We start from the raw sequence: 18,158 nt of genomic DNA on the forward strand, positions 1-18,158 counted from the left end.
CGATTATTCGTCGGACTGTTTTCGCACCGTCATCGTTGAGCCGTAAAAGCGCGGCCCAACGGGTGCGCCCGCGGGGGTAGGATGTCTGTTCAGGATCTGAGTGCGGGGCGATTGCTGGCGAAGAACGCCGTGCGTCTGCGCGCCTTTGTCCGCAGCCGGGTCCACAACGACGCCGACGCCGACGACATCAGCCAGGAGGCCTACGCCCGCGTCCTGGCCCGATCCCGGGCCACGCCGCTGAAGGATCCGGTGGCCTACGCCTTTCGGGTCGCGCTCAATCTGCTCAGCGATCAGAGGCGCCCCGGCGCCCCGGATGTGAACGAACCGATCGACGACGCGGCGGCCTCGGACGCGCCCTCCCCGTTCGAAGTTCTCGACATGAAGCAGAGAGCGGACCTTTTCACCCGCGCGCTTCAGCGCATGCCCCGGCTCAGGCGAGAAGTCTTTGTTTTGCGCCAGTCCGCCGATCTCAGCTATCCGGAGATCGCCGCACGGCTGAACATCTCGGTCGAGGCCGCCCAAAAACACTTCAGTCGCGCCGCCCGCGAAGTGCGCAAGGCGGTGGACATGGAGCGTGCGCGATGAAGAATTTTGCGCGCGTCTCCGAAGAACAGGCCGCCCTTTGGGCCGACCGTCGGCGTCACGGCGAAATGGACGACGCGGCGGACGAGGCGCTGCGCGCCTGGCTGGCCGCAGCGCCGGAGCGCGCCCGACTGCTGGAGGCTCAGGAGCGGTTGCTCGCCGATCCCGCCCTGGCGGCCGCCAGCGCAACACTGGCGGCTGAAGCGGGCCGGCGTCGGCGCGCCTGGCGGGTTCGGCCCCTTCCACTCTCGCCATCCCTCTGGGCCGGCGGCATGCTGGCCGCGGCCTCCGTGACGCTCGCCGTGCTGATATGGCCGTCCCAGCCCGCCCTGGTCGAACAGAGGCTGGAGGGAACGGCGGGACGCAGCCTTCAAGCGGCGCTGGACGACGGCTCTTCGGTCCAGCTGAACGGCGACAGCCGGGTCCGCACGGCCTTCGGCCCGGAACGGCGGGACGTCTGGCTGAGCGGGGAAGGCTTCTTCTCGGTGGCCAAGGACGCCAGACGCCCCTTCTCGGTCATCACGGCCACACATCGAATCACGGCCCTGGGAACGCGCTTCAACGTCGATGAACGCAGCGGCGGCGCGGTGGAGGTGACGGTCCTGGAAGGCCGGGTCGAGGTGGTCCCTTTGAACCACCCCGAGCGCGGCCAGGTGCTTAACGCAGGCGGTCGACTGCTGAGCGACGGCGCGACCGCCCGAGCCGGGGCGATCGAACGCCTGGACCCGGAGGTCAGGGCGCCGGACTGGACCGAGGGATGGATCGACGCGGACAATATGAGCCTGGCCGATCTGCTGATCGAGTTGAAACGCCGATCGCCCGGCCTTCAGGCCGAACTCGCCGATCCCGCCCTGAGCCGACGCCGGATCAGCGGGCGGTTCGCCGCTTCTCGACCGCAGGACGTCCTGACCGTGGTCGCGGACATGCAGGATCTGACGCTTCGCAGGGACGCCTCCGGCCGTCTGCTGATCGATCGGTGAACCCAGGATGGGAACGGGCCGCGCAAGGTTTTGGAGCGCAGCAGCGGTGACGAGCCTGTGGCTTGCGGCGGGCGGCGCCGCGGCTCAAGCCCATGCCCCGGCCCCGGCCCCGTTCGCCGCCGCCGCCGACCAGACCCCGCACAGGTTTCGGATTTCCAGCGGCCCTCTTGCCCAGGCCCTGCGTGATCTTTCCCGGCAATCGGGCATGGCCGTTCTGGCCGACGCCGATCTGATGAACGGACGTCGCACAGCGCAGTGGCAAGGCCGAACCACCGCCTGGAACGCCCTGACCCGGCTGCTGGCCCCCCATCCGGACCTGCAGGGCCGCATCGTCGGCGAGACCCTGATCATCGAGCGGGCGCAGGCTGCGCCGGCGCCGACGACCGTGACCCAGCTCGAGGAGGTGGTGGTCCTGGGCCGCAAAGGGGCCCTCCAGGAGGCTCTGGAGATTAAACGGGCCTATGACGGCGTCAGCGATGTGGTCAGCGTCGACGACCAGGGCCTGCTGCCCACCAACAATCTGGCGGAAAGCCTTGCGCGTCTGCCCGGCGTCAACGCCGTCAGAAACCACCAGACCGGCGAAGGCGATCGCCTGACGATCCGCGGCATGTCGACCGAATGGAACGCCTATCGGATCAATGGCGTGCGCCTGGGCGGCGCCGGGTCGCGGGCGGACAAATTCTATCGTGGCGTCCGCCTCAGCTATCTGCCGCCCGAAGGAATCCAGAACCTGATCGTGCGAAAGACCCTGACGCCCGATCTGGACGGAGACGCCCTGGGCGGCCTGATCGACATTCAAACCCCGACGGCCTTCGACGCCGACCACGACTATGTGCGGCTGTCGGCGGAAAACGGCTGGCTGACCCGGTTCGATCGACCGAAGTCGGGCAAGTTGGCCTTGGCCGTCTCGCGCCGTCTCTCGGATCAGCTGGGCCTCTTCGTCGCCGCCAACTGGAGCGACGCCCGCTCGCAATTCGAGATGGTCGGCGGCGAGAGCGACGACCTGCCGCCCGTCTGGTTCGACACCTTCTATTCGACCGGCTGGGATTTCGACCGTTTCATCATGAGGGGCATGGAACTGGCCGTCGGCGAGACCCAGGTGCGCCGCCTTGGGGTGAACGGGAGCCTGGATTGGCGAGGCGGGCAGCAGGAGCTTCACCTGCGGCTTCAGTACAACCGCTACGAGGGCGAGGAGTACCGGAACCGTCTGAATTTCCGGAACGACGGCCTGGCGGGAACCGAGCGGCTGGTCCAGGTGGACAGCGGTCGAACCGGTCTGGCGCAGCCGGACGCGATGGTGGTCGGTTCGGATCCGGATTTGGGGCGCATCTACGGCTACTCGACTGCGGACATGAAGGATGTGGACGGGGATGGGCGGATCACCGACGCCGACCGCGACGTCCGCTCCATCTACAGCCTGGCCGGCGCATCGGGCGTGTGGGACCCAATGGGCTTCCGACTGAGACGGTTCTGGGAAGCGACGCGGGAATCCGGCCTCTTGTCGTCCATCACCGTGGGCGGACGGCGGTGGGACGGGCCGTGGCGGATCGACTATGATGTCTCGCTGTCGCGCTCTCAGGATGATCTGGACGAGGGCGCGCTCCTGGAATTCAGGACCGACGCCGTCGAATGGCTGGGCAATCGCGGCGTCCGGGTGGTCGAGACCGACGATCCGCGCTTTCGCCTGTGGGGGCTCAATCCCGCCGGCATGGCGGCGGTTCAGGATCCGGCCGCCTATGATTTCAGACATCTGGGCGATGAGTGGGAACAGACGTCCGAGACCCTGGCCCAGGCCCAGTTCGGTCTGACCTATACGCCGACCGGCGGCTGGCTGGAGTCGGTCCAGGCCGGAGGGCGCTATATGCACTCCAACCGCCGCAGCGCGGGAGGCGCTCGCCCCGATCTGATCGGTCCGGAGACCCTGGCCGATCTGGAAGGGCTGTTCGGCGCGCCGGTCACGGACTTGTTCGACGGCCGCTATGTCGGGGACCACCGGCTGGGCGTGGTCTTGGACAGCCGACGGATGTCGGCCGAGATCGAACGGGCCTATCGCGGCGACAGCGCCTATTTCACCGTAGACCCCGCGTTCGAGCCCCAGGCCGACGCCGAGAGGTTCCGGCTGAAGGAACAGGCGGCGGCCGGCTATGTCATGGCCGCAGCCCGATGGGCCGGAACCGAGATCACGGGCGGCGTGCGGGTCGAGCACACCCGATCAAAGGTGAGTTTTCCCATTCTGGATGCGCTCCGTGGCGACGGACGGGATCAACGTCGAAACAGTTTCACCAATGTCCTGCCCTCGCTGCATCTGCGGCGCGCCCTGGAGGGCGACAAGGTCTTGCGGGCGGCGATCTGGACCAGTTTCGCCCGACCGGACATCGCCCGAATGACGTCGGCGCGGCAGTATGTCTACGATCAGGATCCCGACCGCGACGGCGAGGTCAATCCCGAGGCGGACTGGATCCTTCAGGAAATCCGCCAAGGCAATCCGGACCTGAAGCCTATGGAAGCCATCGGCTATGATCTGTCGCTCGAACACTATGGCCGATCGACAGCCTGGTCGGCGGCCCTGTTCCACAAGGACATTCATAATTTTCTCTATAGGGCCTCAACCAGTTCGATCCGCGACGGCGGACTGATTGACCGCGGGGATGAGAACGGGACGCCCGTGCGGGCCTACGCCAACGGTCGGCGGGCGCGGATCAGCGGGGTCGAACTGGCGATACGCCACGGCCTGGACTGGGCGCCCGCCCCGCTGGATGGGCTGGGCGTCACGGCCAATCTGACCTGGCAGGTCAGCCGCGCCGACGCCAACATCGTCTGGCGCGTCGGCGATCGGCTTCCCTTTACGGAGACGCCCGAGACCCTGGCGTCCGTCGAACTGTTCTGGCAGGGCGGCGGATGGGAGGCGGCGGCCGGCTGGAGCCGCCAGGGCGGCTTCCTCGAAGGTATGGATAGTTTCGCCAACGACCCCTACGAACAGGCCTACAGTTTTGTGGACATCAGCCTTCGACGACGGTTGGGCGGCGACGGCTTGGCGTCGATTCAGATCCGCAACCTGCTGAACAGCCATACCTATTGGTACACCTTCGGCTCGGGGCCGGAGGATTTGCGGGAGTACATCCGCACCGGGCCGACGGTGACCCTGGCGATCAGCCGCAGCTTCTGAGCGGATCCTGCGACGCCAGGCGGCCCGCGAACCTTCGGCTGAAGGCGCCGCCGAGGCGCGAGACGGTCAGGTCGTAGGCGCCGTCCGGCAGGACCGGAAGTCGCAGGCGCAAGGGCGCTCCAGCGCTCAGCCTGTAGCGGCGCGTGGGACACAGGCCCGTCTCGTCATTGACGCAGAACCAGGCGTCCTCGGCCGGGACGATCTCCAGGATCAGGCCCCGACCTCGGCGCGGCTCTTTCAGGCGCGCCGAGACAGGGCCGTCTTCGGCCAGACAGCCGGAGAAGCGCCTGCAGAAGCCGTCGGGTCCGAGCAGGCGCAGATCATAGGGGTCGGCCGTCCGGATCAGTTCGACCTGCTCGCCGGGCGGCAGGTTGAAGGCGTCCATGGACGCCGACGGCTGATGCGCATCGAGGATCTGAAGATGCGCCACATCGCCGCCGGCCGCGTTGCACACCGTCAGCAAAAGCTCATCCTGGGCGAAGTCAAAGCGATCCGTCACGGAGAGGCTGCACGACCCGGAAAGATCGCGCGTCTTCGTGGTCAGGCGGGGATTGAAGGCGCCGCCCGCTCGGCCCCCGCGCCTTTGCATGGCTTCGATCATGGCAGCGCCGCGAGCCCGCAGTCGCTCACGGCGCGCCGAAGGCCCCGCGGCCGATCCGTCTGAATCACATTGGCGTCCAGGACCAGCAGTCCCTCCAGCCGGGAACACAGGTCGGGCGCCCGGACCGCCAAGGCCTCATCGACATCGCCCAGACTGTTGACCCAGATCCGCGCCGGCAGGGCCCGCGCCCCGTTGCGGAGCTGCGGGGTCAGAGACTCGGGGTCGCCGTGAATGATCGTCACCGCCGGCAGCCCCTCGACGGCGGCGGCCAAGCCGTCGGGACGGCTGACGCGCGGCATGAGCAGGGCGCGCGGCGCGAGCTCACGCACCGCCCGCAACACCGCCCCGTCGGAGTCGAAGAAGACGACCTGGTCCGTCATTCCCAGCCCCTGCACCGCCGCGACCACGGGGCCGATGCGATCCGTCTTGAGGTCCAGATCAACCAGCACCCGTCCGCACGTCTTGCGAAGCGCCTCGACCAGGGTCGGGGGCGGCTCGGAACTGTCTTCCAGCCGCAGGCGACGCAGTTGGGCGTAGGTCAGGCTCTCGGCCTCGCCGGCGCCGCCGGTGGTCCGAGCCACCGTATGATCGTGCATCAGAAAGGGCACGCCGTCGGCGGAGACCTTGACGTCGATCTCCACGATGTCGGCGCCCTCGCGCACCGCTTCGTCGATGGCGGCCAGCGAGTTCTCGGGCGCGTCGAGGTGGCCGGCCCGGTGTGCGGCGATCAGCAGGGCGCCGCGCGGCTTCGCCAGTTCGGCCTGAAGGCGCGACATGACGGCGGTCTGCCCGCAGACCGGATCGGCCAGGGCCGGCGTCGCCGCCAGCCCCGCCGCCCATGCCGCGAGCAGCCCGACGATCGCGGTACGCACCGTCACTACTGGTCCTCGCGCCGCAGGATCAGCTCCGGCGTCGCCGGCTTCAGATCGGTCAGGCGCGCCGGACCCGCGCCGGGCTTGTCCAGTTGGAAGGCGTCGTACAGGGCGCCGTCCATGGTGAAGGCCCGCACCGTCAGCCGGTCGCCGGCCGCCTCGACCTGCTGGAACACCTGCACGCCGCTGGCCTTGCGCTCCGTCCAGTTCAAGTCGCCCAGCGGATACTGTTTCGGCCCGACGTTGGAGACCATATAGACTGGGCCCTGTTCGTGGGGGCGGCCGCGCCCATAGGTGTGGTCATGGCCGGCCAGCACCAGGTCGACGTGATAACGGTCGAACACCGGCTGCAGCGCGGTTTGCAACTCTTCCCCGCTGCGTCCCCGAGCGGTGGAGTAAAGGGGGTAGTGCAGGAAGACGACCGTCCAGCGCGACGGGTTGTCCGCGAGTTGGCGCTCCAGCCAGGCGAACTGATCCTGCGCAGCCTGCGGGTCTTCGTCGATCATGTCGGCGTCGAGCGAGATGATGCGCACGCCCTGATAATCGACCCGATACACGGTCTCGGTCAGCATGTCGGACGGGCCGTTCTCGGGCAGGGTGAATTGCAGCCGCCACTGGGGCGCCAGCATTTGCGGGGTCGAGCCCTGGGGCTTCATGTATTCGTGATTGCCCGGCGTCATCAGCGACGGAGTCTCGGCCAGACGGTGGGCGTCCATGTCGAACCACTCGCCCCATTCCGCGTCGTTGTCGGCCCGGTTGATCAGGTCGCCGGCGAACAGCATGAAGGCCGCGTCCGGGGTCTGGCGCAGGGCGCGGCGCACGGCCAGGCCGCCCATGGAGCGGATGTCGTTCTGGACGTCGCCCATATAGAGGAAGGTGAAGGGACGAACCTCGGCGGCGGCGGTCTTGACCTGGCGCCAGGGCGACCAGGCGCCTTCCTTGCCCACGCGATAGACGTACTGGGTGTCGGGGGTCAGGCCGGTCAGCCGCACGCTGTAATAGTCTGCGGCGACGTTCTGTTCGTCCCGCGTCGTGAAGGCGGCGGAGGTGCGTTGTGCGGGCAGGCGAACGGCCTGGGCCGGATAGGCCGGCCCCGGCGTCAGGATCGCATATTCGATGAAACTATCGCCCGCGCCCGCTTCGGCGCGCCAGTTGAAGGCCAGGCTGGTCGAGGGCGTCTCGGTCAGATTGACGATGACGCGTTCGGGCAGGGAAGCCGTCTGGGCTTGCGCCGGGACGGCCTGGAGGGCGGCGAAGGCCAGGACGCTGCAGGACAGGGTCGCGGCGAGGCGCAGGGACAGGCGCATGAGGTATCCTCGATGTCTGGAAAAGGCGCCGCTCGCGGGAGATCTCCCGCGAGCGGCAGGAACGGTCAGAGCCGCCAGTTCAGGTTCAGGCTCAGGTAACGACCGTTCTCGATGTAGTCGCGGACGCCGCCCTTTCCTTCACCGAAGGTGTAGAAGTAGGTGTAGTTGTCCAGCAGGTTCTGCACCTTGAAGGTGGCCGTCAGGTTCGGCGTGATCTGACGCCGCGCCATCAGGTCCACGAAGTGGTAGTCCTGCTCATAGGGATCGTTGCCGAAGTCCTCGATGTCTTCCAGAGACACGTCCTGATAGTTGTAGGCCACATAGGCCTCCCAGCCGTTGCGCTCCCAGAACAGTTCCAGGTTCACGATGTGGTCGGGGGTTTCCATGAAGGGCAGGGTGTAGCCTTCAGGGTGCCAGGACAGGCCGGTTTCGGCTTCCGAGCGCTGGATGGTGGCGTTCGCCGCCACGCCCAGCCCGTCGAACGGCGCCGGCAGCCAGTGGAGCTGCTGGCGGGCGTTGATCTCGACGCCGCGGATCTCGGCCTTGCGACCGTTCATCGGCATGGAGACGGGCACGCCCGACGGATCGTCGAACTCGCCCTCCGTGCCGTCCCGAATGACCGACGACGAGGAGCGGAACAGGAACTTGTCCAGATCCTTGTAGAACAGCGCGACGGAGTAGGCGCCCGTGCGTCCGTTGTAATATTCCGCCGACAGGTCGTAGTTGACCGAGGTCATCGGCTCGAGATCGGGATTGCCCTGGACGATGCCGGTCAGCACCCATTCGCTGGTCGGGTTGGTCACGCCGTCGCCGTCGGGATCGCCGTCGTAGCTGTATTCCTTGACCGAGGTCATCCGTTTGATGTCCGGACGCGAAACGCTGGTCCAGATCGCCGCCCGCAGCTTGGCGTTCCGGCTCACGTCATAGTTGACGTGGATCGAGGGCAGCCAGTTGGTGAAGCCCGAGGTGTCGGTGGTGTAGTCCTCGCCCCGCACCGGGTTTTCGGTCCAGGCGCGGATGTCGTTGCTGGTGTCCTCGACCCGCACGCCGGCGATCACTTCGGCCGCGCCGAAACGAGCCGTGCCCATCACATAGGCAGACACTACCTGTTCGTCGTAGAACCAGGTGGAGGCGTAGTCGATCGAGTCCGCCTCGTTCAGCGTCAGCAGGGTCGAATTCCCCGCCTTGGCGCGTTCGATCTCGGCCATCATCTTGTCGGTGTCGATGACGGGGCCGAGTTGGTACTGGCCGGTGTAACGGCCGTCGAACATGTCGGTGATCGCTTCGCCGAACAGGGCGGAATAGTCGGCCATGGTGCCCCGGGGCTCCAGGTCGATCAGCGAACCTTCCAGGCGTTCACGCTCGGACTTGTAGTATTTGGCGCCGGCGCGGACCTCTTGCAGCCAGGAGCCTGTCGGCTGGTAGCGCAGGTTGAACTGGGCCTGGTTCAGGGTTTCCTTGGCGCCGCCGTAGCTGCCGCTCAGGCTGGAGGCGGTGTACTGGGTCAGGTCCTGGACGCCCGCCATGCCGGCGGGGTTCAGCACCCATTTCAGGTACTGCGGATCCCCCTGGCTGACGATCTCGACGCCTTCATTGCCCTTCCACAGATAGGCGTTGCGGCCGAAATACATCTCGTAGCTGTCGACGATATTGTCCTCGGATTCCGAGTGCGACAGGTCGTAGTCGAGGGTGAACTCGCGGAAGCGGCTTTCGCCGCCGAAGTTGACCATCTGCAGCACGCCTTCGGTCGTGCCGCCTTCCCAGTAGCGACGCAGGCGGAAGCCCTTGGGATCCCATGAACCCGACGAGCCGTTCAGGCTGTAGTATCCGTTGGAGCCCTTGTCGGCGTCGGTGATCACCCCATCCTTGTCGCGGTCGACGATCTGGGCGGTGGTGTAGTTGTAGATGGCGCCCTTGGGGCCATAGCCGATGACGGCGTTCGCGGGCTGGGTCAGGTCGCCGCGCGACTTGTCGACCTGCTCCAGGCGCGCCGAGGCGCTGGTGCCGGCCTCGTTGCGGAAGTTGAGGCGGTTCCTGAACTGGGTCTCTTCATACTCATTGTACTGGCCACGCAGGTGGAAGTCGTGATTGTCGCCGCGCCAGTCCAGCGAGCCGTTGAAGCCCCAGCGCGTCACGTCCGTGTCGCCGGTGGACATTTCCAGACCGCGGGTCACGAAGGTCTGGGGATCGAAGTCCAGGCTCTGGGCCTTGCTGTACCAGTTACGGGGCATATTATCCCCAGAGTTGCCGATCTGCTCGAACTGCGAGGCGCGTTCCGAGTAGTTGCCGGTCACGAACAGGCCCAGCCGATCGGAGAACTGCTTGCCGAAGGCGACGTCGGCCGCCCACGAGGTCCGGTCGTCGCGCTGTTGCAGCAGGGTGCCCTCGATCGAACCGGCGACGTGGGTCGGATCATAGTCGAAGGCCGTCGGCGTCTTGATGTCGATGGTGCCGCCGATGGCGTCGCCGTCCATATAGGGCAGCAGGCTCTTGTAGACGGTGATCGCATCCACGCCCGACGTCGGCAGGAAGCTGAGGCGCACCCCGCGGAAGAAGTTGTCGCCCGGCGATCCGGTGCCGCCCATGCGCACGCCGTTGACGGCGTAGGCGTTGTATTCGGTCGCCATGCCCCGGATCACCACCCGGTCGCCTTCGCCGGTGAAGTGGTTGCGGACCGCCGACACGCCCGGAATGCGCGATGCGGCCTCGGTCAGGTTGGACGACGGCAGCTTGCCCATGTCGTCGGCGCTGACGCTGTCCGAGATCATGTCGCTGTTGCGCTTCTCGTCGATCGAGCGGCGCAGGCCCTGCAGATAGCCGGTGACGACGACTTCATCGAGGACGGCGGGGTTGGGTTGCGCCGCCGTTTCCGCCTCGGACGAGGTCGATTGCGACTGCGATTGGGCCGCCGCCCATTGCGGAAAGGCCGCGATCAACGCCAGGCCTCCGGCCGCCGCCAGATAGCGAGATTTGGTTTTCATGATGTAGTCCCCCGTGGTCTGCCTAGGCGCAGACGACAGAGAGACTGGACGACCCGAACAAGCTGACAGGCGTCGTCAATATTTCATACGCACGTCGTCAATCTGTACTGGACAATCAACCTCAGATATACAGATCCGCCCCGTCATTGACGAAACCGGCAGGCAGTCGAAGTTCCGACAATGCGAATTTCAAATCCCTGTTGGTCTACTCAACGACAACACCGGCTGGGCCAACGGGCCAGCAAGGCTGCCGCGCTCGGCGAAATCTGCAAAACGTGGTCAAGCCTCCGCGGCGCGAGCCAAACCCTTCAAGTTTACATCCCACGCCGAATAGCGCTCTGGGCCCGACGTCAGGCGCCAACAGGCGCTTGGGCGTCACCGGGAAACCCTCAGGGTTCGAGCTCGATGTCCCAGTACAGGATATTCGATGCCGCGAACTCTCGTTCTATCCTATTGATAAAGCTGATTTTTCTAAGACCTTAGGAAATCTCAGCGACGATTGGTCACCATATGGTCACCAGAAGAGGGGAAGAGCCAGCAATCTGGATCAATACCCACTTCCTGAAATCCCATAGCAGAAACCCGGTCGGAAATCTCCCGACCAGCGGCCGCTGAGCCGCCGAAAGCCCTAGCCCAACTTAGTGAGCCAGCAGTGGGGTGCGTGCGGGCTATCCTCGCTGTGCGACCAGCAGCCGTTTGCATCAGCAGACGCTGGAGGTGAGAACATCTAATGTCCGCCTCCGATCCGCGATCGGCCCCGAGCTCACCCTTTCGGCGTGCCGAGATCGTTGTTAGTCGGTCAGCGTGCTAGGCTTATGCATCGACCCCGAAGCCTCAATAGCAACTATCACCTCGACACGGAGACCGCCTCCTGGTGAGCGCAAGAACTGCACCTGTCCCCCATGGGCCTTCACTGTGGCGAGGACGATAGAGAGGCCCAGACCGCTCCCTCCGGAAGGTGCATTGGCCGCACGGAAGAAGCGCCTACCCAGCCGATGCAGATCCGAGAAGGCCACGCCCGGGCCGTCGTCCTCGACGATTAAACGCCCGGAAGTCGGGTCGTAACTGATCACGACTGAGGATGCCGCATGCGCCTGCGCGTTGGCGAGGAGATTGGCAGCCGCTGCCTCGAAGCGATCTGGATCCACGTTAAGCAGCGCGTCACCTTCAACGATCGACACCCGATCATCGCCTTCCGCTCCTGCAAACAGCGACCGAAGCGTCACCCAGCGGCGATCTTCGTCGCTAACCGGCATCTCGTCCTCGCGCGCCAAGACGAGAAGACCTGTGACGAGGCGGGCAGTGCGATCGACAGAGGTCTGGATCTGCTCCAGCGCGCGTCTTCGAACGGCCGTATCCGAAGACGACGCCGCAATCTGCGCCTGGACGCGCAGGCCTGCCAGAGGCGTACGCAATTCGTGCGCGGCAGCGGCCGTGAACTCGGCCTCGCGACGTCGCGCTGCGCCAAGGCGTGACATCAAGTCGTTCAGCGCCAGGGCGAAGGGACGGAGTTCGCGGGCGTCCGGCGATACGTCCAACGCCGTCAGATCTTCCGCATCCCGTACCGCAAGGCTGCGGGTCATTTGTCGAATAGGGGTCAGCCCCCGCCCTACCGACCACCAGATCAATACGCCAAGCACCAGCAGACCAAGGACCGCCGGACCGATCAAAGCGGTGACGACATTGCCGACCAGGTGCTCGCGAACGGCCAGATTGTCCCCGACCATGACCCTGAAACCGGCATCACGATCATGCACCGTGTAGACGCGCCAGCGCTCGCCCCGGATCGTGCGTTCTGAAAAACCGTCGCCCCCTTCCGACAACCGCTCCGCAGGCGCGCTTTGGGACCGACCAATCAGATCGCCTTCCAGCGACCAGATCTGGCAGGAGAGCTGACGGTCGTAGACATCGGCGGCCCCGCTTTCCGGAGCCTGCATCGCCGGGCGCACGCTGCCGGCCTGCATCAGGGACGAGACCATGCGGGCCGACTCCATCAGGCGCCGGTCCAGCACCCGTTGCACCTCGGCCCGGGTCTGGATCTCGACCCAGACGACCGCGCCGCCCCAGACGAGGGCGGTCACGAGCGCGAGGGTGGCGAACAGACGCAGGCGGATCGAGCTCATTGCAGGGTGTATCCTACGCCGCGGACGGTGCGGATGAAGCCGGCTCCCAACTTGGCCCGGAGATAGTGGATGTGCACTTCCACCGCGTTAGAGCCGATCTCCTCCTGCCAACCGTACAGGCGTTCTTCTAGCTGACTGCGCGAGAGGACCTGTGCAGGCCGTTCCATCAGGGCCTCCAGGATGGCGAACTCACGTCTCGAAAGGGGCAGGTCCCCCTCTTCACGCCAAGCCAGACGCGACTGGGGATCAAGGGTCACCCCGCCGTGGCGCAAGGCGGGCGCCGAGCGCCCAAGCAGGCGACGCCGCACCGCGCGCAGTCGCGCCGCCAGTTCGTCGAGATCGAAAGGCTTGCCGACATAGTCGTCCGCGCCGGCGTCCAGACCCACAATGCGGTCCCGACTGTCATCGCGCGCCGACAAGACCACCACGCCGACATCCATGTCGCGCTCGCGAACGAAACGCAGCACCGAAAGGCCGTCGCCATCAGGAAGACCCAAATCCAGCACGACCGCATCGAACGCCGAGCTTTCCAGCGCCGCGAGGGCGTCCTCGACCCGCCCGACGACTTCGACCGTCCAGCCGCAGGCGCTGAGCCCGACCTGGAGGCCGTCGGCGAGAACGGGATCATCTTCTATGGCGAGCAGTCTCATGCGGCGTGAGGTGGAAGTTGCGGCTTAAGCCTGACTTAAGCTCGTTTGCCGACGAGATGGCCATGAGGTTTTTCCGCCGACTGTTGCCCGCCGCTCTCGCGATCCTGTCCTTCACCCTTCCGGGTTCGGCATTGGGTCAGGCTCCGCTATCGCCTGACAAGGCCTTCTCCCTGACGGTGACGCGTGAGGCTGACGGCGACCTGGCCTTCGCCTGGGACATTGCGCCCGGCCATTATCTCTATCGTGACCACACCGTCGCCAGCACGCCGGGCGGGAAAGCATCGCTGCCTCTGGAGCTTGCGACCGGCGAAACCAAGGACGATCCGGGCTTTGGCGTCGTCGACGTCTGGCATGACGAGGGTCGCGCGACCCTATCGGCGCAGACCCTGACGCAGGTTGGCGGCCCGACGTCGGTCAACATCACCTACCAGGGGTGCCTCGAGGACTCGATCTGCTACCCGCCGATGACGCGGACAGTGGACGTGCCGACCCGGCCGCAGTCCGAGGTTGCCGCTCGGGAGGCCGATGCGCAGACCGCTCAGGCCGCCGCTCTGCTGGCGATCCAGGCGCCGGGCGCTGCACCCACACCCGCACTCGCGAGTGATGAGGGCGCGTTGGCGCCTCCGCCGGTCGCGCCATCGCCGGCGGTCATCCCGGACCCCAGCCCGGGCTTCGTCGATCGCTTGGCGCTGCAGGGCGGGGCCACCTGGGTCCTGCTCGCCTTCTTCGGTTTCGGCGTGCTTCTGGCCTTCACGCCCTGCGTCTTTCCCATGTACCCGATCCTGGCCGGCGTCATCGGACGCGGCGTGGACGGGCGCGGTACGCGCCGAGGCCTGATGCTCTCGGTCGCCTATGTGCTGGGCCTTTCCGTCGCCTTCGCCCTGCTGGGCGTCGCGGCCGCCTGGTCCGGACAGAACCTGCAGATGGCGCTCCAGTCGGTTTGGGCGATCGGCGCTCTGGTTGTCGTCTTCGTCGTTCTCGCCGCGTCCATGTTCGGCGGCTTCGAGTTGCAACTGCCCTCGGCCTGGACCAGCCGCCTGTCCCGCGACAGCGGTGACGGACGGCGGTCCCTGCCCTCAGCCGCAGGTCTGGGCTTCGTCTCCGCCCTCATCGTGGGCCCTTGCGTCACCGCGCCCTTGGCGGGTGCCCTGCTCTATATCGCACAGACCGGCGACGTTGGGCTGGGCGCGGCGGCCCTGTTCTTCCTGGGCCTGGGCAAGGGGGTGCCCTTGATCGTGTTCGGCACGGTCGGCGCGCGCTTCCTGCCCAAGGCTGGGCCGTGGATGGACCGGGTGAAGATGCTGTTCGGCTTCATCTTCCTGGGCATGGCCTGGTGGCTGGCCGGCCGCATCCTGCCGCCGAGCGCGACGCTGGCTTTCGGCGCGGCGCTGGCGCTCGGTCTGGCGGCGGCTCTCGGCCTGTTCCAGCCGCTGAGCCCGAATCTGAGAAACGGCGTCGCACGTGTCGCTGGCCTGGCGGCCGCGACCTGGGGCCTGTTGCTGCTGGTCGGCCTCAGTCTCGGGGCGGACGACCCGTGGCGTCCGCTTGAGCCCCTGGCGCGGCCCGCTGGAATCTCAGCCGCCGCGCCGGTCGAAACCGCAGCGGTCGTGCTGGATCAGACGGCGCTCGACCGCGCCGTCGCCGATGCCGCCGCGCGCGAACGTCCCGCCCTGGTCTATTTCACCGCCGACTGGTGCGTCAGCTGCAAGGTGATCGAGCGGACGGTGTTCGAGGACCCCGCGGTCATCGCCGGCCTTTCGAACACCGACCTCATCAAGGTCGACGTCACGCGCAGCACGCCCGAGGCGCGCGCGCTTCTTGAGCGGCACGGAGTGATCGGACCGCCGACGATGATCTTCCTGTCGCCCTCGGCGACCGAAGCGCCGGGCAGCCGACTGATCGGAGAGATGTCGGCCCAAGACGTCGCCTCCGCCCTGCAGAGCGCCGGAGCCGCCGCATGAACGCCATCACCCTGGGCCCGCTCGTCCTGTCGGGCGAGCGGTTCGCCATCATCGCCGGCGTGTTCGTCTTCATGATCGGCGTCGGGCTGTTGGCCAGCCGGGTCAGCCCGCGCTTCAACCTGTGGAGCACGGTCCTAGTCTTCGGCGGTCTGGCGGTCGCCCGCCTCGGTCACGTGGCGACGCACTGGGAGTATTTCGGGGCTGACCCGTGGCGGGCGCTCGCGGTCTGGCAGGGCGGATTCAGTTGGATCTGGGTCGCGCCGGTCGTGATCCTGGCCACCATTCTGCTGCTGCGCACGACGCGCGAACGCGCCTGGGCCATTGCGCCTGTGCTGGCCAGCGCCTTGGTTTGGACCACCGCCCATCAGTTGGCCTCGGCGACGCAGCCCATGGCGCCGCCCGCCCTGACGCTGGCCGCGATGGACGCACCGGCGATCGACCTTTCGGCGCCGATCGATCGGCCTACGGTGATCAATCTCTGGGCCACCTGGTGCCCGCCCTGCCGGCGCGAGATGCCGGCTTTGGCCCAGGCCGAAAAAGCCCATCCGAATGTGCGCTTCCTCTTCGTCAACCAGGGCGAGGGCGAAGCCGGCGTTCGGGCCTTTCTGCAGAGCCAGGGGCTGGCCCTCGACCATGTGCTGTTCGACGAGGCCATGGCGCTGCCCCGCCACTACGGTACGGCCGGCATTCCGGTGACCCTGTTCCTCCACGCCGACGGCCGTCTGGCCAAGGCCCACATGGGGGAAATCGCCCCCGAACAGATCGCGACCGAAATCGCGCGTCTGCACTGACCCCCTCGCCTCACGGAGCTTCCATGAACCGCACCTTCGCCCCTGCCTTCGCCGCCGTCCTGGCGCTCGCCGCCTGCGGCCCGGCCGACGCCGACAACGGCGCGGCGCCCGCCAGCCCTTCCGCCGCCTCCGGACAAGACATGCCGCCCATCGCCCAGGTCGGCTTCAATGACCTGCTGCGCGATCCCGCAGCGCCCTTCATCGGCGCCGAGAACGCCGATGTGACCATCATCGGCTTCGTCGATTACAACTGCCCCTACTGCAAGAAGATGCAGCCTGAGATCGACGGCCTGCTGAAGGCGGACACCAAGGTGCGCGTCCTGTACAAGGATTGGCCGATCTTCGGCGACGTCTCGGAGACCGCCGCCCGGACCGCCCTCGCCGCCGCCTATCAGGGCAAGTACGAGGCCGTCCATAACGCCTTCATGCTGTCGCCGTCGCGCATCGGCGACCAGGCGGACATCACCCGTCTGGTCCAGTCGGCCGGCGTGGACATGGCGCGCCTGAATCAGGACCTGGCCGAACACCGCGCAGACATCGACGCGGTGCTGGACCGAAATGGTCGAGAAGCGGCGGCCCTGGCCCTGCAGGGCACGCCCGCCTTTATCATCAACGGCAATCTGATCCCCGGCGGCATGCCCCAGGCGCAACTCGAAGCGGTGATCGGTCGTATCCGCTCCGGACAACCGCTGCGCTGAAGCCGACCATGACCACCCTGACCCTGCTCCAGCTGAACGACCTCCACGGCTATCTCGAGCCGCATCCCGAACTGGTGCGCACCGAAGGCGGCTGGCGGTTCGAACGGCTGGGCGGGGTCGCCCGCATCGCGCGCCTCTTCGAAGAGGCGCGCGCCGAAGGTGCATGCCTGACCCTGGACAACGGCGACACCTTCCATGGCACGCGGGTCGCCGTCGCCAGCCGGGGCGAGGCGCTGGTTCCGATCATGAACGCCCTGAAGATCGACGCCATGACGGCGCACTGGGAGTTCGCCTATGGCCCGGCGGGGTTCAAGGCGTTGGCGGCGGGACTGGATTATCCCGTCCTGGCCGCCAATGTCTTCCGCAAGGATGACGGCGCGCCGGAGTTCGACGGGCGGTGGGTGTTCGAGCGCGGCGGTCTGAGGATCGGCGTGATCGGCCTGGCCTGCCCCATCATCGACAAGACGATGCCCCCCGCCTTCTCTGAAGGCGTGCGGTTTGAAATGGGTGTGGCCGAAGCCCGCGAGCAGCTGCACCAGCTCCGCGAGGAAAAGGTCGATCTGGTCGTCCTGCTGTCGCACCTGGGCTTTCCGCAGGATCTGAAGCTGGCCGCCGAAACGCCGGGCATCGACGTGATCCTGAGCGGTCATACCCATAACCGCCTGCACGAACCGGCCCGCGTCGGCGACACCCTGATCATCCAGTCCGGCTGCCACGGCGCCTATATCGGCCGGCTGGATCTGGAGATTGCAGAGGGCCGCGTGTGCCTGCGGCGCCATCGGCTCATAGCCGTGGACGCTGGCCCCGAAGACGATCAAGTCGCCGGCTTGGTGGAGATGGCCCTGGCGCCCGAGCGCGAGCGTCTGGCGCGCATCGTCGGCCGCACCGCCATCCCCCTTCACCGCTACGCCATGGCCAGCGCGCCGATGGACGACGTCCTGCTGGCGGCGGCGGCGCAGGCGGCGGGCGTGGACATCGCCTTCTCCAACGGCTGGCGCTACGGCGCGCCCGTCGCGCCGGGTCCGGTCACTCTGGGCGACCTCTACAATATGGCGCCGATGAATCCGCCGATCTCACGCACGACGCTGACCGGGGCCGAGTTGCAAGCGATGCTGGAAGAAAATCTGGAGCGCACCTTCGCCGCCGACCCGTATGAGCAGATGGGCGGCTACATCAAACGTTGCCGGGGTCTCACGGCCTTCGTGAAGCTTGAGAATCCCAAGGGGCAGCGCCTCGACCGCCTGCTGGTCGGAGACCGCCCTGTCGAGCCGGAGGCGGACTATCTGGTGGCCTTCGTCACCGCCCAAGGGGTGCCCGAACATTACGGGCGAGACCGCCGGACGCTCGACATCGACACTGTGGGCGCGCTTGAATCCTGGTTCGCCGACCATACGCCTGGCGAGACCGATCTGCCCGTCAGCGTCCTCATCATCTGAAGGAACACCT

The 18,158-nt window shown here is 66.8% G+C and carries 13 protein-coding genes; 7 read left to right on the forward strand and 6 right to left on the reverse strand.

Annotated features, from left to right (window positions below; genetic code table 11):
- Positions 1-81: 81 nt before the first annotated feature.
- From WC585_RS13390 to WC585_RS13400, 3 genes are read left to right on the forward strand one after another with little or no spacing between them, the layout of a single operon-like run.
- Positions 82-585, forward strand: a complete 504-nt coding sequence (locus tag WC585_RS13390) for a sigma-70 family RNA polymerase sigma factor (protein ID WP_291751705.1) — start codon at positions 82-84, stop codon at positions 583-585.
- Positions 582-1,562 carry a FecR domain-containing protein gene (locus WC585_RS13395; RefSeq protein WP_373258506.1) on the forward strand — a complete coding sequence of 327 codons (981 nt, stop codon included), beginning with the start codon at positions 582-584 and terminating at the stop codon, positions 1,560-1,562. The genes WC585_RS13390 and WC585_RS13395 overlap by 4 nt, the downstream gene beginning before the upstream one ends.
- 46 nt (positions 1,563-1,608) lie before the next feature.
- Entirely contained in the window at positions 1,609-4,728 is a 3,120-nt protein-coding gene (locus tag WC585_RS13400; RefSeq protein ID WP_373258507.1) for a TonB-dependent receptor, read from the forward strand.
- Here the strand turns inward: WC585_RS13400 and WC585_RS13405 are convergent.
- The 6 genes from WC585_RS13405 to WC585_RS13430 form a co-directional block, all read right to left on the reverse strand.
- The gene (locus WC585_RS13405; RefSeq protein ID WP_373258508.1) at positions 4,712-5,329 is read right to left on the reverse strand and encodes a phospholipase domain-containing protein; all 618 of its coding nucleotides are present in this window, start codon (positions 5,327-5,329) and stop codon (positions 4,712-4,714) included. The genes WC585_RS13400 and WC585_RS13405 overlap by 17 nt on opposite strands.
- Positions 5,326-6,207, reverse strand: coding sequence for a glycerophosphodiester phosphodiesterase family protein (locus tag WC585_RS13410; RefSeq protein WP_292149128.1), 882 nt, complete (start codon positions 6,205-6,207; stop codon positions 5,326-5,328). The genes WC585_RS13405 and WC585_RS13410 overlap by 4 nt, the downstream gene beginning before the upstream one ends.
- Positions 6,207-7,508 carry a metallophosphoesterase family protein gene (locus WC585_RS13415; RefSeq protein ID WP_292149130.1) on the reverse strand — a complete coding sequence of 434 codons (1,302 nt, stop codon included), beginning with the start codon at positions 7,506-7,508 and terminating at the stop codon, positions 6,207-6,209. The genes WC585_RS13410 and WC585_RS13415 overlap by 1 nt, the downstream gene beginning before the upstream one ends.
- A 65-nt stretch (positions 7,509-7,573) precedes the next feature.
- Positions 7,574-10,489: a TonB-dependent receptor gene (locus WC585_RS13420; RefSeq protein WP_292149132.1), complete on the reverse strand. Its 2,916-nt coding sequence runs from the start codon at positions 10,487-10,489 to the stop codon at positions 7,574-7,576.
- A 791-nt stretch (positions 10,490-11,280) separates the two neighbouring features.
- Positions 11,281-12,612, reverse strand: coding sequence for an ATP-binding protein (locus WC585_RS13425; protein WP_035308677.1), 1,332 nt, complete (start codon positions 12,610-12,612; stop codon positions 11,281-11,283).
- On the reverse strand, positions 12,609-13,262 hold the full coding sequence (locus tag WC585_RS13430) for a response regulator transcription factor (protein WP_035308676.1): 654 nt from the start codon (positions 13,260-13,262) through the stop codon (positions 12,609-12,611). The genes WC585_RS13425 and WC585_RS13430 overlap by 4 nt, the downstream gene beginning before the upstream one ends.
- 62 nt (positions 13,263-13,324) lie before the next feature.
- On the opposite strand from WC585_RS13430, the gene dsbD reads away from it, so the two are divergent.
- The 4 genes from dsbD to WC585_RS13450 are packed head-to-tail and all read left to right on the forward strand — an operon-like array spanning position 13,325 to position 18,148.
- Positions 13,325-15,223 carry a protein-disulfide reductase DsbD gene (gene dsbD / locus WC585_RS13435; protein WP_224764426.1) on the forward strand — a complete coding sequence of 633 codons (1,899 nt, stop codon included), beginning with the start codon at positions 13,325-13,327 and terminating at the stop codon, positions 15,221-15,223.
- Positions 15,220-16,014, forward strand: a complete 795-nt coding sequence (locus WC585_RS13440; RefSeq protein ID WP_035308673.1) for a TlpA disulfide reductase family protein — start codon at positions 15,220-15,222, stop codon at positions 16,012-16,014. Before dsbD ends, WC585_RS13440 begins: the two co-directional genes overlap by 4 nt.
- Before the next feature lie 23 nt (positions 16,015-16,037).
- A complete protein-coding gene (locus WC585_RS13445) occupies positions 16,038-16,712 on the forward strand; it encodes a DsbA family protein (RefSeq protein WP_035308672.1) in 675 nt (224 codons plus the stop codon).
- Between the two features lie 8 nt (positions 16,713-16,720).
- Positions 16,721-18,148 carry a bifunctional UDP-sugar hydrolase/5'-nucleotidase gene (locus WC585_RS13450; RefSeq protein ID WP_035308671.1) on the forward strand — a complete coding sequence of 476 codons (1,428 nt, stop codon included), beginning with the start codon at positions 16,721-16,723 and terminating at the stop codon, positions 18,146-18,148.
- The last annotated feature ends 10 nt before the right edge of the window (positions 18,149-18,158 follow it).

Origin of the sequence: Brevundimonas sp., assembly GCF_041648055.1 — a bacterium.
Classification (GTDB): Bacteria; Pseudomonadota; Alphaproteobacteria; order Caulobacterales; family Caulobacteraceae; genus Brevundimonas.

Bases quoted from the DNA above. Each gene is read 5' to 3' on its own strand.
- WC585_RS13425 (WP_035308677.1), bottom strand. From the start codon at position 12,612: ATGAGCTCGATCCGCCTGCGTCTGTTCGCCACCCTCGCGCTCGTGACC.
- WC585_RS13430 (WP_035308676.1), bottom strand. From the start codon at position 13,262: ATGAGACTGCTCGCCATAGAAGATGATCCCGTTCTCGCCGACGGCCTC.
- WC585_RS13420 (WP_292149132.1), bottom strand. From the start codon at position 10,489: ATGAAAACCAAATCTCGCTATCTGGCGGCGGCCGGAGGCCTGGCGTTG.
- WC585_RS13440 (WP_035308673.1), top strand. From the start codon at position 15,220: ATGAACGCCATCACCCTGGGCCCGCTCGTCCTGTCGGGCGAGCGGTTC.
- WC585_RS13390 (WP_291751705.1), top strand. From the start codon at position 82: ATGTCTGTTCAGGATCTGAGTGCGGGGCGATTGCTGGCGAAGAACGCC.
- WC585_RS13445 (WP_035308672.1), top strand. From the start codon at position 16,038: ATGAACCGCACCTTCGCCCCTGCCTTCGCCGCCGTCCTGGCGCTCGCC.
- WC585_RS13405 (WP_373258508.1), bottom strand. From the start codon at position 5,329: ATGATCGAAGCCATGCAAAGGCGCGGGGGCCGAGCGGGCGGCGCCTTC.
- dsbD (WP_224764426.1), top strand. From the start codon at position 13,325: ATGAGGTTTTTCCGCCGACTGTTGCCCGCCGCTCTCGCGATCCTGTCC.
- WC585_RS13450 (WP_035308671.1), top strand. From the start codon at position 16,721: ATGACCACCCTGACCCTGCTCCAGCTGAACGACCTCCACGGCTATCTC.
- WC585_RS13395 (WP_373258506.1), top strand. From the start codon at position 582: ATGAAGAATTTTGCGCGCGTCTCCGAAGAACAGGCCGCCCTTTGGGCC.
- WC585_RS13415 (WP_292149130.1), bottom strand. From the start codon at position 7,508: ATGCGCCTGTCCCTGCGCCTCGCCGCGACCCTGTCCTGCAGCGTCCTG.